At 62.3% G+C, this 14084-nt stretch carries 13 protein-coding genes and 2 pseudogenes; 10 read left to right on the top strand and 5 right to left on the bottom strand.

Going from position 1 to position 14084, the window contains the following annotated elements; genetic code table 11:
* Position 1 precedes the first annotated feature (1 nt).
* The 8 genes and pseudogenes from rseP to lpxB all read left to right on the top strand — a co-directional run bounded on the left by rseP (position 2) and on the right by lpxB (position 7973).
* A complete protein-coding gene (gene rseP, locus ACMHLQ_RS23595; protein WP_415403101.1) occupies positions 2–1351 on the top strand; it encodes an RIP metalloprotease RseP in 1350 nt (449 codons plus the stop codon).
* A gap of 99 nt (positions 1352–1450) precedes the next feature.
* Complete coding sequence (locus ACMHLQ_RS23590) at positions 1451–1576, top strand: hypothetical protein (RefSeq protein ID WP_415403100.1); 126 nt, start codon at positions 1451–1453, stop codon at positions 1574–1576.
* A gap of 129 nt (positions 1577–1705) precedes the next feature.
* Positions 1706–4058: pseudogene (gene bamA, locus ACMHLQ_RS23585) on the top strand (outer membrane protein assembly factor BamA).
* Between the two features lie 4 nt (positions 4059–4062).
* The gene (locus tag ACMHLQ_RS23580) at positions 4063–4602 is read left to right on the top strand and encodes an OmpH family outer membrane protein (RefSeq protein WP_415403099.1); all 540 of its coding nucleotides are present in this window, start codon (positions 4063–4065) and stop codon (positions 4600–4602) included.
* A gap of 75 nt (positions 4603–4677) precedes the next feature.
* Complete coding sequence (fabZ, locus tag ACMHLQ_RS23575; RefSeq protein ID WP_415403098.1) at positions 4678–5142, top strand: 3-hydroxyacyl-ACP dehydratase FabZ; 465 nt, start codon at positions 4678–4680, stop codon at positions 5140–5142.
* Positions 5139–5927, top strand: coding sequence for an acyl-ACP--UDP-N-acetylglucosamine O-acyltransferase (lpxA, locus tag ACMHLQ_RS23570; RefSeq protein ID WP_415403097.1), 789 nt, complete (start codon positions 5139–5141; stop codon positions 5925–5927). Before fabZ ends, lpxA begins: the two co-directional genes overlap by 4 nt.
* Entirely contained in the window at positions 5927–6823 is an 897-nt protein-coding gene (locus ACMHLQ_RS23565; RefSeq protein ID WP_415403096.1) for an LpxI family protein, read from the top strand. The genes lpxA and ACMHLQ_RS23565 overlap by 1 nt, the downstream gene beginning before the upstream one ends.
* Positions 6820–7973 (top strand): annotated as a pseudogene (gene lpxB / locus ACMHLQ_RS23560) (lipid-A-disaccharide synthase). The gene ACMHLQ_RS23565 and the pseudogene lpxB overlap by 4 nt, the downstream one beginning before the upstream one ends.
* Positions 7974–8028: 55 nt before the next feature.
* Here lpxB and tyrS read toward each other — a convergent pair.
* Positions 8029–9270 carry a tyrosine--tRNA ligase gene (tyrS, locus tag ACMHLQ_RS23555; protein WP_415403095.1) on the bottom strand — a complete coding sequence of 414 codons (1242 nt, stop codon included), beginning with the start codon at positions 9268–9270 and terminating at the stop codon, positions 8029–8031.
* A 64-nt stretch (positions 9271–9334) separates the two neighbouring features.
* Between tyrS and ACMHLQ_RS23550 the strand changes: the two genes are divergently transcribed.
* Positions 9335–10447 carry an anhydro-N-acetylmuramic acid kinase gene (locus ACMHLQ_RS23550; protein ID WP_415403094.1) on the top strand — a complete coding sequence of 371 codons (1113 nt, stop codon included), beginning with the start codon at positions 9335–9337 and terminating at the stop codon, positions 10445–10447.
* An 18-nt stretch (positions 10448–10465) separates the two neighbouring features.
* Here the strand turns inward: ACMHLQ_RS23550 and ACMHLQ_RS23545 are convergent, their stop codons facing one another.
* Positions 10466–10882, bottom strand: coding sequence for a cupin domain-containing protein (locus ACMHLQ_RS23545; protein WP_415403093.1), 417 nt, complete (start codon positions 10880–10882; stop codon positions 10466–10468).
* A gap of 39 nt (positions 10883–10921) precedes the next feature.
* Between ACMHLQ_RS23545 and ACMHLQ_RS23540 the strand changes: the two genes are divergently transcribed.
* Complete coding sequence (locus ACMHLQ_RS23540) at positions 10922–11968, top strand: NAD(P)/FAD-dependent oxidoreductase (RefSeq protein ID WP_415403092.1); 1047 nt, start codon at positions 10922–10924, stop codon at positions 11966–11968.
* On the opposite strand, the gene ACMHLQ_RS23535 is transcribed toward ACMHLQ_RS23540, so the two are convergent.
* From ACMHLQ_RS23535 to eno, 3 genes are read right to left on the bottom strand one after another with little or no spacing between them, the layout of a single operon-like run.
* A complete protein-coding gene (locus tag ACMHLQ_RS23535) occupies positions 11956–12465 on the bottom strand; it encodes a GNAT family N-acetyltransferase (protein WP_415403091.1) in 510 nt (169 codons plus the stop codon). The genes ACMHLQ_RS23540 and ACMHLQ_RS23535 overlap by 13 nt on opposite strands.
* Positions 12462–12767: a hypothetical protein gene (locus ACMHLQ_RS23530; protein ID WP_415403090.1), complete on the bottom strand. Its 306-nt coding sequence runs from the start codon at positions 12765–12767 to the stop codon at positions 12462–12464. Before ACMHLQ_RS23530 ends, ACMHLQ_RS23535 begins: the two co-directional genes overlap by 4 nt.
* Positions 12767–14041, bottom strand: a complete 1275-nt coding sequence (eno, locus tag ACMHLQ_RS23525; protein WP_415403089.1) for a phosphopyruvate hydratase — start codon at positions 14039–14041, stop codon at positions 12767–12769. The genes ACMHLQ_RS23530 and eno overlap by 1 nt, the downstream gene beginning before the upstream one ends.
* Positions 14042–14084: the final 43 nt, after the last annotated feature.

Raw genomic sequence — 14084 nt, 5'->3', positions numbered from 1 at the left:
TTTGGATATTTCGGCCCTCATCCCCGCCTTTGGCGGCTTTGCCTGGACCATTTTCTTTTTCGTCGTCGCGCTGAGCGTGATCGTCGCGATCCATGAATACGGCCACTACATCGTCGGCCGCTGGTCTGGCATTCAGGCCGATGTGTTTTCCATCGGGTTCGGCCCCGTGATCTGGAGCCGGATGGACAAGCGCGGCACGCGCTGGCAGATCGCCGCATTGCCCTTTGGCGGTTACGTCAAATTCGCAGGTGATGCCAATGCGGCCTCGGGCAAGGACGAAGCGGCGATGGCCGATGTGCAGTCTGACCCGGCCGCCCTGCGCCGCACCATGCACGGTGCCCCTCTGTGGGCGCGCGCCGCTACGGTTGCCGCGGGCCCGGTGTTCAATTTCGCGCTGTCGATCCTCGTCTTTGCCGCCGTCGGCTTTACGGTCGGTGTGCCGCGCGATCCGCTGACAGTTGGAGAAATCCGGCCATTGCCTGCGGCCGTGCAGGAATTGCAGACGGGCGATGTCGTTCTCGAGATCAATGGCGCACCGGTGCCCAGCATCGCGGACGAAGGTTACCGTGAATTGATGGACAACCTGCCAGCCGAGCCGATCCTCGACTATACCGTCGAACGCGATGGCAGCCGCCGCGTGGTGCAGGGGCCTTACCTGCGTCCGCCGCTGATCAACACGGTTGCCCCGCGCAGCGCAGCGCTGGCCGCAGGGTTGGAGACGGGCGATGTGATTACAGCCGTCAACGACGCACCCGTCTTTGCCTTTGGCCAGTTGGTGGTGGCGGTCGAGGGCTCTGACGGTGCGGCGCTGGACCTGACCGTCTGGCGCGACGGCGAGACGCTGCAAAAACAACTGACACCGAAACGTGTCGACGAACCCCAGCCCGAAGGCGGTTTTGCCACCCAGTGGCGGATTGGCGTCTCTAGCGCCAACGCCTTTGAGCCAGCGAGCGAGTCGCCCGGTCTTGGCGCCGCCGTAACAGGCGGTGTCGCGCAGACATGGCGGATCATCACGGGCTCGATTTCGGGGCTGGGTCACATGATCACCGGCGCGATCAGCACCTGCAACCTGTCGGGCCCTATCGGCATCGCGCAAGTCTCGGGCACCATGGCGAGCCAGGGCGTGCAAAGTTTTGTCTGGTTCATTGCGGTTCTGTCCACCGCCGTCGGGTTGCTGAACCTGTTTCCCATCCCCGCGCTGGATGGGGGTCACCTGGTGTTCTATGCCTACGAGGCCGTGACCGGCAAACCACCGAGTGACGGAGCGCTGCGGGTGCTTATGGCAGTTGGCCTGACCCTTGTGTTGTCCCTGATGATATTCGCGCTTGGGAACGATCTGTTCTGCCCGTAGGGCCGCGCTATTGGCCGCTTGCCCCATTGTTGCCACATTTGGCTCAACATGGTGCCGCAATCCGCCCGTATCCAATGCATGATCCAAAGGATAAGTGACATGCAGACGATACAAAGTGGATACCGTGGCCTGAGCCTGCTGATGATGCTGAACTGGGACCGTGCGCTTTATGGTGCGACGATTGCAACCGCGCTGGCTGCGGGCGCGTGGCTGGGCAGCCTGTAACACCGTCAAGTTATCCACAGATGCACCGAGGCAACCTGCGCATTCGCGCGGGTTTTTGTGCTTTTGACAACCCCTCGCAATGCCGTTACTTCATGACCCATAGAATGTCTGAATACGTGGGGCAAAACCATGAGACTGGGGAAACGGGGCGCAGCGGCGTTGGCACTGTCATGCCAACAGGGCGTCACTCGAGCATTTATTGTTTTAACACTGATTTCAGTGGCTTGGATCGTGCAAGTGGCACCGTCTTTCGCCCAGAACTTCAGATTCAATTCCATCGTCGTGGACGGAAACAACCGGATCGGGGATGCGGCCATCCTCACACGTGCCGGAATCGCTCCGGGCCAGACGGTGACCGCAGGGCAGGTCAATGCCGCTGTCCAGAACCTGCAAGCCAGTGGCCTGTTTGAAACCGTTTCGGTTGAACCGCGCGGCGGCACATTGGTCATTTCGGTTGTCGAATATCCGACAATCAACCGCATCAGCTTTGAAGGGAACCGGCGCGTCGATGACGAAGCGCTGAGCGCCACCATCCAGAGCCAGGAGCGCCGGGTGTTCAACCCGTCGCAAGCAGAGCGGGATGCCAGTGCGATTGCTGAAGCCTATAGCACTGAAGGACGAGATCGCCGCGCGAGTTAGTCCGCGCGTCATCCGACGCAGCGACAACCGCGTCGATCTGGTCTTTGAAATCTTCGAAGGCGATGTGGTCGAAGTCGAGCGCATCAGTTTTGTCGGCAACCGCGTCTATTCGGACCGTCGTCTGCGCCGTGTGCTTGAAACCAAGCAGGCGGGCCTGTTCCGCGCGCTGATCAAGTCCGACACGCTGGTCGAAGACCGCATCGAATTCGACAAGCAGGTTCTGAGCGACTTCTACAACTCGCGCGGTTATGTGGATTTCCGCACGCTCAGCACAAATGCCCAACTGACCGAAGAACGCGATGGTTTCTTCCTCGTGTTCAATGTCCAGGAGGGTCAGCAGTTCAGGTTCGGTGAAGTCACCGTCGTCAGCGAACTGCCCGAAGTCGACGAAGTGGCCTACCAGTCGCTGGTCAAGGCGCGCCCGGGCGTTGTCTACTCGCCAACTCTCGTCGAGGCGGAGATTTCGCGCCTTGAACGGCAGGGTCAGCGCGAAGGCATCGACTTTCTGCGGGTCGAGCCGCGTGTGATCCGCAACGACCGCGACCTGACGCTGGATGTCGAGCTGGTAATCAGCCGTGGCCCACGTGTGTTCGTGGAGCGTATCGACATCGAGGGGAACACAACGACCCTTGATCGCGTCGTGCGGCGCCAGTTCAAGATCGCCGAAGGTGACCCCTTCAACCCGCGCGAAATCCGCGATGCGGCCGAACGGATCAGATCGCTGAACTATTTCAGCGTGGCGGATGTGAACGCCCGCGAGGGATCGCGCCCCGATCAGGTTGTGATCGATGTCGACGTGGAAGAGCAAAACACCGGTTCCTTGAATTTTGGTGGTGCGTTTTCGGCCGATGACGGGTTTGGCCTTGTGGTCAGCTTTTCCGAGCGCAACTTCCTTGGTCGTGGTCAGACGCTGGGTCTGGATTTCTCCTCCGCCGAAGAATCCGCACGATATGGCATCCGTTTTGTCGAACCTGCACTGCTTGGGCGGGATGTCGCTTTTGGCCTGAACCTGAACTACAGCGAAAGTGACTCGAGCTTTACCAACTACGATACCGAAACTCTGACTTTCCAGCCCAGCCTGACTTTCCCGATCAGTGAAAATGGCCGGCTGAGCCTGCGGTATATCTATCAGGATGCCGAGCAAATCCAGCGTGACCCGATTGAAAACGGGAACGTCGTTCAAAACGAGATCGATGCAGGTTCTCAAGTCGCGTCGGCCCTGGGCTACACGTACACCTACGACTCTCGGACAAGCGGGTTGAACCCGAACGCGGGTTTCCTGTTTGAATTCGGGCAGGATTTCGCGGGCCTCGGCGGAGATTCCGAATACATTCGGACCCGCGCGAAAGTCGTCGGACAGCGGTTGGCCTTCAACGAAGAGGTCGTTCTGCGCGCGACACTCGAAGGCGGTTTGCTGTCCTGGTCGGGGGGGACAAACCGAACCATCGACCGCTTTACGATTGGGCCAAGCATTCTGCGCGGGTTTGAACCCGGCGGCATCGGACCGCGCGATTTGTCCGCGCCCGAAGATCCCGATCCGCTGGGCGGCAACCTGTTTCTCGCAGCGCGGTTCGAAGCCGAATTTCCGCTGGGTCTGCCTGAGGAACTCGGGATCCGGGGTGGCGTATTCTATGACGTCGGCAACTTGTGGAACCTGGATGATGTCGACCTGTCCGGTGGCAACATCGTGGGCGAGGGCGGATCGTTCCGTCATGTCATCGGGTTCTCCGTCTTCTGGGACACGGCCATTGGCCCGCTGCGCCTGAACTTCAGCAACGCGTTGAAGAAAGAAGACTTTGACGAAGAGCAGACGTTCGATTTGACCATCTCGACTACGTTCTGATCGGATGGTGTGGTGCGCGCGCTGGCTGTGTGTCGCGTTGGCCCTTGTGTGGGCCTGCGCAGCGCCAGCGCAAGACGTGCGCAGCCCCATTCTGACCATCGACAGTGAACGCCTGTACCAGGACAGCGCCTTCGGACAGCGCGTGCTGCGCGAGATCGAGGCGCAGACGTCAGCGCTGGCCGAAGAAAACAGGATTCTCGAAGAAAAGCTCGAGGCCGAGGAACAGGAACTGACCGTTCAACGCCAGAGCATGTCGCCCTCTGAGTTCCGCATCCTTGCGGACGCCTTTGATACCCGTGTGCAGGCCATCCGCCGCGAACGCGATGCCCAGAGCCGCCAGATCGCGGCACAGCTGGAGGACAATCGCGATCAGTTTCTGGTGGCCGCAGCACCCGTTCTGGAGATGATCATGCGCGAGGCGAATGCGGCCATCATCATCGAGCGGCGCGAGGTTTTCATCAGCGCAAATGCCATTGATATCACCGAAACCGCCATTGAACGGATTGATGCAGCCCTTGGTGACGGGACTGTAACACAGGACTAGGCCCGCGCTTGCGGGGGGCGGCGCGTCTTGGTAGGCAGAACCACAAGATACGCCAGGAAAAGGCCCGTGCACTCTATGTCCAACGACCTGAAAACCGCCGATATCGGGCTCATTCAACGAATACTGCCACATCGCTACCCATTCCTTCTGATCGACAAGGTGATTGATATCGACGGCTATGCTGCCGCCACGGGTATCAAGAACGTCACGATGAACGAGCCGCATTTTCAGGGCCATTTCCCGGGCAAGCCGATCATGCCGGGCGTGACCATCGTCGAGGCGATGGCGCAGACAGCTGCCGTCATGGTCGGGACGGCATTGGACATGGCAGACAAGGACATGTTGGTCTATTTTATGGCCATCGACAAATGCAAGTTCCGCCGCATGGTTGTGCCCGGCGACGTACTCGAGCTCAAGCTTTCGACGACGCGCGGCAAACCGGGTGGCAAGGTGTGGAAGTTCCTCGGCGTTGCCGAAGTGGGGGGCGAATTGGCCTGTGAAGCAGAGTTCACCGCGATGATGGATCTACCCAGCGCATGAGCGATCCGCTGATCCACCCTTCGGCTGTCATCGAGCCGGGCGCACGGATTGATCCAACCGCACAGGTCGGGCCGTTCTGCGTGATCGGTCCGGATGTGCAGATTGGCCCCGGTGTGATCCTCAAAAGCCACGTGGTGGTCACCGGCCACACCGAGATTGGCGATGACACGGTGGTGTTTTCCTTTTCGGTGATTGGCGAGGTGCCCCAAGACCTCAAATTCAAGGGCGAGGCGAGCCGGTTGGTGATCGGCAAACGCAACCGTATCCGCGAACATGTCACCATGAACGGCGGAACCGAAGGAGGTGGCGGCGTCACCCGGATCGGCGATGACGGCCTGTTCATGGCGGGCTGCCATGTGGCCCATGACGCCCATATCGGGGACCGTGTGATCGTGGTCAATTCGGCCGCTGTCGCGGGGCACTGCGTGCTGGAGGATGACGTGATTGTCGGGGGCCTTGCCGGTATCCATCAGTTCGTGCGCATCGGGCGCGGCGCCATCATCGGTGCAGTCACCATGGTCACGAACGACGTTATCCCATTTGGTCTTGTCCAGGCGCCGCGCGGTGAATTGGATGGTCTGAACCTTGTTGGCCTCAAGCGGCGGGGCGTCAGCCGTGCTGACATCACCGCCTTGCGCGCCGCCTTTCAGATGCTGGCGCAGGGTGAGGGCACGTTCCATGACCGGGCCGAGCGTTTGGGCAAGGAAACCGACAGCGACTATGTGCGCGAAATCGTGGATTTTGTGATGGGCGACTCGGATCGGTCGTTCCTGACCCCGCGCTGATGCTGGCGCTGATCGCGGGCCGAGGGGCACTGCCCGCTGCTGTTGCCCAAGCGCAGGATGACACACCCCTGATTTGCAGCCTGATGGGCAATGATCCGGACGGTTTGTCCATCGACATCCCGTTCCGTTTTGAACAGTTGGGCAGTTTCCTTGATACGTTGTCGGCGCGCGGTGTGCGCGAGGTCTGCTTTTGCGGCGGGGTTGAGCGCCCTGTGATTGACCCTGTCATGATCGACGCGCGCACGGCCCCGCTGGTGCCAACCCTTGCCGGTGTGGCGGCAGGAGGCGAGGACAGCGCATTGCGCGCCATCGTGGGCATCTTCGAAGAGACCGGGTTTGTGGTGCGCGGTGCGGATGCGCTTGCGCCCGACCTGCTGCCCGAGGCCGGCGTGCTGAGCACGTCCGGGCTGCCCGACGATATCTTGGCACAAGCGGCGCTGGCGGATCAGACGCTTGCGGAACAGGCGGCGCGCGATCTGGGGCAGGCCTGCGTGATCCGCAACGGCACTGTTGTGGCACGCGAGGATGCGCGGGGCACGGATGCGATGCTGGCCGATCTGGCAGCGCCCTATGCGGCGCCGGATATGTCGGGGGGCGATCCGTTTTCCTTTGCCATGGATGTGGTCGGCGATGCACTTGATGCCGCAGCCGACTGGCTGTCGGGCCCCGTCGCCGAAGCGCGGGCAGATGCCAAGGGTGGCACGCTGTTCAAGGCCCCCAAGCCCGCGCAGGACCGGCGCGTTGATCTGCCCACCATTGGCCCCAACACCGCGATGCGCGCGGCCGAGGCGGGGCTGGATGGCATCGTGATTGCCCATAAGGGTGTGATGGTGCTGGACCAACCCCGTGTGCGGGCCATCCTGGACGCGATGGGGATGTTTTTGTGGGTGCGCTGAAGGTCTTTGTCGTGGCGGGTGAGCCGTCGGGCGATGCGCTGGGGGGCGCATTGATGGCGGGGCTGAACCAGCTGGCGCCGGATGTGCAATATGACGGGGTAGGCGGGCCGCTGATGCAGGCGCAAGGCCTCGACAGCCGTTTCGACATGTCGGAGCTGTCCGTCATGGGCATCGCCGAAGTGCTGCCCAAGTATCGCCACCTCAAGCGCCGGATCGCGCAGACGGCGCAGGCCGTGATCGACACCCGGCCCGACGTCCTGATCACCATCGACAGCCCGGATTTCAGCCTGCGTGTGGCCAAGCTGGTCAAGGCCGCATCGACCATCCGCACGGTGCACTATGTCGCCCCGACCGTGTGGGCGTGGCGCCCGGGCCGGGCCAGGAAAATGGCCCGGATGATCGATCATGTGCTCGCCCTGTTTCCGTTCGAGCCGCCCTATATGGAGGCCGAGGGCATGGCCTGCGATTTCGTGGGGCACCCCGCGTCCACGGTGCCACGGGCCACGCGCGACGAGATCGCGCAGTTCCGCAAAGCGCATGGGCTGGCACAAACAAACCCGCTTGTGCTGGTCTTGCCCGGGTCGCGCCGGGGGAAGTGGGGCGCATGGCGCCCGTGTTCGGTGTGGCCCTCGCGCAGGTGGCGCAGACGCGGCCCGACATGGGGTTGGTGCTGCCCGCTGCGGGTGCGGTTGCCGATCTTGTGCGCGCCGAAGTTGCTACATGGCCTGTGCAACCCCTTGTGCTTGACCCGCGTGGGTTGTCGCCAGAGGACGCCCTGTCACAAAAGCGCGCGGCCTTTGCCGCCGCCGATGTGGCGCTGGCTACATCCGGCACCGTTGCGCTGGAACTGGCGGCGGCAGGGACGCCGATGGTCAGCGCCTATGATTTTCACTGGTTCAGCCGGGCCATCATCAGCCGTATGGTCACAACGGATTCGGGCAGCCTGATCAATCACGTCACGGACACGCGCGTGGTGCCAGAGGTCGTGGGCAAGGATTTCAATGTCCCGAACGTGGTCGCAGCACTCGAACACCTGCTGGCCGACCCGTCCAAACAGTCAGAGGCGATGGAATTGACGATGGATCGTTTGGGACGCGGCGGGGAAGATCCCGGTCTGCGTGCCGCCCGCGCGGTCCTCGACCGGCTCTGATCCAAAGGCGCGCCTTACGGCGCACACCATTCCTGATTCGGCGCGTGCGGCAGGCCTAGCCGAGTTGCACGAGCGCGTGGCGCTTCTTGCCTGCCGAGAGCTTGATGGGCTGGGCGAGGGCGGCGCTGTCCACCATCAGGCCAGCCTCGCTGAGGGGGGCGTCATTCATGCGCGCACCACCTTCGCCGATCAGGCGCTTGGCCTCTTTGCCAGAGGCGGCGAGGCCGGATTTGACGATCAGTTGCACAATGGAAATCCCATCGCCCAACTCCTCTGCCGACAGTGTCAGCGTTGGCAGATCATCCCCGACGCCGCCCTTTTCAAAGACTTCGCGCGCCGTGTCCGCCGCCGCTGCCGCAGCATCAGCACCATGCAGCAGCGTCGTGATCTCGGTGGCGAGGCGGGCCTTGGCCTCGTTGATCTCGGACCCTTCCAGCGCGCCGAGCCGGTCGCATTCATCCAGCGGCAATTCGGTGTACAGCTTCAGGAACCGACCCACATCTGCATCGGTCGTGTTGCGCCAGAACTGCCAGAACTCGTAAGGGCTGAGCATCTCGGCGTTCAACCAGACGGCGCCCGATTGCGACTTGCCCATCTTCTTGCCGTCCGACGTCTCAAGCAGCGGCGAGGTCAGGCCAAACACTTCCTGCTGGATCACCCGGCGCGTCAGGTCGATGCCGTTGACGATATTGCCCCATTGATCCGACCCGCCCATTTGCAGGATGCAGCCATAGCGGCGGTGAAGCTCCATGAAATCATAGGCTTGCAGGATCATGTAGTTGAATTCGAGGAAGGACAGCGACTGTTCCCGGTCGAGCCGGGATTTGACCGACTCGAAGGAAAGCATCCGGTTGATCGAAAAGTGCCGCCCGATATCACGCAGGAAATCGAGGTAGTTCAGATCGTCCAGCCATTCGGCGTTGTTGAGCATCTGCGCGCCGCCATCGTAGTCGATATAGGCCGAAAACACCTGTTTGATGCCCGCGATATTGGCGTCGATGGCGGCGGCATCAAGCAGGGGGCGTTCATCGGCGCGGAACGAGGGATCGCCCACCTTGGTTGTACCGCCGCCCATCAGGGTGATCGGCTTGTGACCGGTTTTCTGGAACCAGCGCAGCATCATGATCTGGATGAGTGAGCCCACATGCAACGACTTGGCCGTCGCATCGAACCCGATATAGGCGGACTGGCCCGGCGTCAGCAGGATCTCGTCGAGGCCTTGCATGTCGGTGCAATCAGCGAGGAACCCGCGGCTTTGCATCACGTGCAGGAAATCGGATCGGGGTGTGTAGGTCATTGGGCTTGTCCTTGGGGCGGCTCCGGCGCAGTCTATAAGCTGCGGCGGGGCAAAGGAAAAGGCCATGGATAAGGTCAGGCAAAAAGGCGTGGTTGTGCGGGCACTGGGGGCAATGTCGGGCACGTCGCTGGACGGCGTCGATGCCGCAGTGCTCGACACGGACGGGGTAGGCATCCATGGCTTTGGTCCACACGGATACCGCGCCTATTCCGCCGACGAACAGGGCATTTTACGCGCCGCCCTCGGGCAGTGGCATGGCCCGACCTTGCCCCCTGCAACGCAAGTGGTGATGTCGGCGCATGCCGACCTGCTGCGCGGCTTTGAGGGTGTCGATCTGGTTGGGTTTCATGGTCAGACCGTGGCTCATGCTCCGCGCCAGCAGGGCACATTGCAATTGGGCGATGGGGCAGCCTTGGCAGATGACATTGGCACGCCCGTCGTCTGGGATTTTCGTTCGGCAGATGTCGAACTGGGTGGCGAGGGCGCGCCGCTTGCGCCGTTCTTCCACTTTGCCTGCGCCAAGTGGATGGGCGCGGACCGCCCTGTCGCCTTTCTGAACCTCGGCGGCGTGGGCAACATCACCTGGGTCGACCCCACGCAGGACCGCCCCGAAGATGCGGGCGCGTTGCTCGCCTTTGACACAGGTCCGGCCAATGCACCGGTGAACGATCTGGTGCAGGCGCGATTGGGTATCCCCTTTGACGAGGGTGGGCGGATCGCGGCGCAGGGCGAGGTTGAGACTGGCGCGCTGGAGTTGTTTCTGGCCGAGCCGTATTTTGCGCGTATGCCGCCCAAGTCACTGGACCGAAACGACTTTGCGGAAATGGTAAAGCTGGTGAACGAGTTGAGCGATGCCGACGCGGCCGCGACCCTCACGGCGATGTGCGCCGCCGGAGTGGCCGAGGCGATGCAGCATTGTCCGACGCCGCCCTCGACGGTCCTCGTGACGGGGGGCGGGCGGCACAACCCGGTCCTGATGCAGATGCTGGCGGTGTCACTGGACTGCCCCGTGCGGGCGGTGGAAGAGGTGGGGCTTGACGGCGACATGCTCGAGGCGCAGGCCTTTGCCTATCTGGCGGTCCGCGTCGCGCGCGGGATGCCCACGTCTTGCCCGGGGACAACGGGTGTCCGGGCGGCTGTGGGCGGCGGTACGGTGAGTGTTCCGACAGGTCGGTAACAGCCCCCAGGGCAGCAATCACCGGGGGATGTCAAACCCCGGTGGGGCAAGCGTGAACCCGTCGAACACAAAGCCGGGCGAAACGGTGCAACTGACCAATGTCCATTCGCCTGTGCTGCGCGCGGCCTGCCAGTGGCCTTCGGGCACGATCAGTTGTGGGGCGCCTTTGGTCAGATCCGGGCTGAGCAGGTGATCGCTTGCCGGACCTTGATTGGTTTCGCTGATCGACAGAACCAACGGGGCACCCGCATGAAACAGCCAGATTTCAGTCGCATCGACCTTGTGCCAGTGGCTGGATTCACCCTCGGCCAGCAGGAAGTAGATGCAGGTGCCTGTGGGGCGTCCCGCATTCTTTGCAACCCAGGTCTGGCGATAATGACCGCCTTCGGGATGGGGCTGTAAATCGAGCCGCTCGATGATCTCTTGTGCGTTCATGGGGTCAAGGTAGGGTGGGCAGATGGTGAGGACAAGCGCATGAAAATCGTGATTGTGGGGAGCGGGATCATTGGCGCAGCACTTACGCGGACTCTTGCGCGCACGGGGGCGGGCGTAACGGTTGTCGGCGCTGGCAGTGGGGCGACGCCTGCGTCTTTCGGGTGGGTCAATGCGAGCTTTTACCTGAATGAAGATCACTTTCGCCTGCGGGCAGAGGGTATCGCTGCGTGGCAGCGTCTGGGTGGGCAGGTGGACTGGACAGGGTGCCTCTGTTGGGAGGAGGAGGGCGCCGCCTTTGACGCCCAACACGCAGCCCTCGACGCGTTGGGGTACAGTGTAGACGTTTTGGACGCCGTGCAGTTCGCGGGACTCGAGCCCAATATCGCCCCGCCCGCCCGTGCGCTGCGGTTCATGCAGGAAGGCATTGCCGAGCCATCTGCGACGGCTGCGGCGCTGTTAGCGGGCGTGAAATGCATCAGCGGCGTTCATGTGGAGGGAATCGCGACCAGGGCCGGGAAAGTGATCGGCCTTGCCACTGCCCAGGGCCACATCGCAGCCAACCGCGTGGTGGTCGCGGCAGGCAAGGGCAGTCCGGCTCTGCTTGCACCCGTGGGTGTGGCGCTGCCCATGCTCCAGCGCCCCGGCGTAATGATGCGCACCAAACCCGTGCGGCGCATGTTCGATCACATCCTTGTCGCACCGGGGCAAGAGTTGCGCCAGGACCGGGCAGGGCACATCTGGGCCCCGGTCGCTGCGCAACACCAGAGCGATGATACGACGTCGATAGAAACCCCTCTGGACACCTTGGCCGATGCTGCCATTGCACGGCTGCGCGATCTGCTGCCCAGCGCTGATCTGGAATGGGATCGCGTCATGCTGGCCGAGCGCCCGGTGCCGCAGGACGGGTTACCGGTGATCGGGCCGTGCGGGCCGGACGGTCTGTTTGTTGCGGTGATGCATTCCGGAATCACGCTGGCTGCAATCACGGCTGAACTGCTGAGTGCTGAGGTGCTGGACCGCCCGCTGAGCAATGCGCAAGCCGCCTTGGTCGCACCCTACACACCCAAGCGATTTCAGAGCGGGTGATCGAAAAACCGTAAATACGGCACGAAATCTGGCTCCGGTTCATAGAACGGCGCGCAGGGTTCAAATCCGAGCCGGGTGTAAAGCGCGATGGCCTCGGTCAAGGGCGCAATCGTGTCAAGCACCATGCGCTTGTACCCGTCCGCGCGCGCGCGGGTCATCGCGTCGCTCACCAGCATGCGGCCTGCCCCTGTGCCGCGTGCCACGGGATCGACAAAGACGCGCTTGATCTCTGTCGTGCCCGCTTCGGCCAGGGGGTAGTACATGGCGCAGCCCACAACTGCGTCGTCCATGATGGCCACCAGAATGTCGCCCGTGGGACGTGCGTGAATGCGAGGCAGATCATCGATCAGCTTGCCGTAGCTTTCGACGCCGTAATAGACTTCGACAAGCGGCGGCAGTCCGGCCGAACGTTCCACCAGCACATCACGGTAGGCCCAGCACAGGCGCGCGAGGTCAGGCTGATCCGCGTCTGTCGCGCGCCGGATCGTTATCGTCACGAGCAGTACTTGCGCAGCGCGTCGGCCATGGACTTCAATTGCCTGCGCACGCGGGTTTGGGGTTTGATCTGTTCCATCTTGGCCATGTTGTCATTGCCGTTGTACCAGGCGTCAAACAGCAGCGCGCGAATGTCATCGTCCAACACCTGTTCTGCGACGGAGTAGTGGCACTGACATTGCGCAGAGCTGACGGGCCCAAGACGGTCTTCAGCCTGCATCTTGGCACAGGTTTGCGCGCCGGTCTGGGCAAGGGCGGGTCCGGCAAGAATGGCCAGACCCACGGCAAGGGCGCAGCCTCGCATCATTTCAGGATCGAGCGGCCCGCAAATTCCGCGCTCGCGCCCAGCATCTCTTCGATACGGATCAGTTGGTTGTACTTGGCCAGCCGGTCCGAACGGGCCAGCGAGCCTGTCTTGATCTGTCCGCAATTGGTGGCTACGGCCAGATCGGCAATTGTGGCATCCTCAGTCTCGCCCGAGCGGTGGGACATCACGTTGGTATAGCGTGCGCGATGGGCCATATCGACCGCTTGAAGAGTCTCTGTCAAGCTACCGATTTGGTTGACTTTTACCAGCATTGAGTTTGCGCAGCCGCGTTCGATCCCTTCGGCCAGACGCGCAGGGTTCGTCACGAACAGATCGTCGCCGACCAACTGCACCTTGTCACCGATGGCGTCTGTCAGAGCCTTCCAGCCGTCCCAGTCGTCTTCGTCCATGCCGTCTTCGATCGAGATGATGGGATAGTCGTTGACCAGTGCGGCGAGATAGGCGGCGTTTTCTTCGGAGGAGAGCGTTTTGCCTTCACCTGCAAGGACATACTTGCCGTCCTTAAAGTATTCGGTGGCGGCGCAGTCGAGCGCCAGATAGATATCCTCGCCCGGTTTGTACCCAGCCTTTTCAATAGATTTCAGAATGAAATCAAGCGCGTCGCGGGTGGAGCTGATGTCGGGGGCAAAGCCACCTTCATCGCCAATGCCGGTCGACAGGCCCGCATCCGTCAATTCTTTCTTCAGCGTGTGGAAGACTTCGGAGCCCATGCGCACCGCTTCGGCGATGTTCGCGGCGGCCACGGGCATGATCATGAATTCCTGGATGTCGATGGGGTTGTCGGCATGTTCGCCGCCATTGATGATGTTCATCATCGGGACGGGCAGCATCCGCGCCGACGTGCCGCCGACATAGCGATAGAGCGGTTGCTGGGTCCACTCGGCCGCAGCCTTGGCCGCAGCGAGTGACACGCCGAGGATGGCGTTTGCCCCCAGACGTGCCTTGTTCGGCGTGCCGTCGAGTTCGATCATCGCCATGTCGAGTTCGACCTGTTCGGTGGCGTCGATCCCCACCAGCGTTTCCGCAATCTCGCCGTTCACGGCGGACACGGCCTCAAGCACACCCTTGCCCTTGTAGCGCGCCTTGTCGCCGTCGCGCTTTTCCACCGCTTCATGCGCGCCGGTCGAGGCGCCCGAGGGAACCGCCGCGCGGCCCATGGTGCCGTCTTCCAGTGTCACGTCGACTTCGACGGTGGGGTTGCCCCGGCTGTCGAGGATTTCGCGGGCGTGGATGTCGATGATCGTGCTCATGGGAAAGGGCTCCTTTGACCTTAAGTTAAGCAGCGTTTAGCGC

Source organism: Tateyamaria algicola (genome assembly GCF_047715485.1).
In the GTDB taxonomy this organism is placed as follows: domain Bacteria; phylum Pseudomonadota; class Alphaproteobacteria; order Rhodobacterales; family Rhodobacteraceae; genus Tateyamaria.
This window is presented reverse-complemented; position numbering and strand designations above follow the sequence as displayed.

What these genes read in the sequence shown, in the direction of transcription:
- eno (WP_415403089.1), bottom strand. Translation starts at nt 14,041, where the DNA reads ATGAGCACGATCATCGACATCCACGCCCGCGAAATCCTCGACAGCCGG.
- ACMHLQ_RS23580 (WP_415403099.1), top strand. Translation starts at nt 4,063, where the DNA reads ATGGTGTGGTGCGCGCGCTGGCTGTGTGTCGCGTTGGCCCTTGTGTGG.
- fabZ (WP_415403098.1), top strand. Translation starts at nt 4,678, where the DNA reads ATGTCCAACGACCTGAAAACCGCCGATATCGGGCTCATTCAACGAATA.
- lpxA (WP_415403097.1), top strand. Translation starts at nt 5,139, where the DNA reads ATGAGCGATCCGCTGATCCACCCTTCGGCTGTCATCGAGCCGGGCGCA.
- ACMHLQ_RS23545 (WP_415403093.1), bottom strand. Translation starts at nt 10,882, where the DNA reads ATGAACGCACAAGAGATCATCGAGCGGCTCGATTTACAGCCCCATCCC.
- ACMHLQ_RS23540 (WP_415403092.1), top strand. Translation starts at nt 10,922, where the DNA reads ATGAAAATCGTGATTGTGGGGAGCGGGATCATTGGCGCAGCACTTACG.
- ACMHLQ_RS23530 (WP_415403090.1), bottom strand. Translation starts at nt 12,767, where the DNA reads ATGCGAGGCTGCGCCCTTGCCGTGGGTCTGGCCATTCTTGCCGGACCC.
- ACMHLQ_RS23590 (WP_415403100.1), top strand. Translation starts at nt 1,451, where the DNA reads ATGCAGACGATACAAAGTGGATACCGTGGCCTGAGCCTGCTGATGATG.
- ACMHLQ_RS23550 (WP_415403094.1), top strand. Translation starts at nt 9,335, where the DNA reads ATGGATAAGGTCAGGCAAAAAGGCGTGGTTGTGCGGGCACTGGGGGCA.
- ACMHLQ_RS23565 (WP_415403096.1), top strand. Translation starts at nt 5,927, where the DNA reads ATGCTGGCGCTGATCGCGGGCCGAGGGGCACTGCCCGCTGCTGTTGCC.
- tyrS (WP_415403095.1), bottom strand. Translation starts at nt 9,270, where the DNA reads ATGACCTACACACCCCGATCCGATTTCCTGCACGTGATGCAAAGCCGC.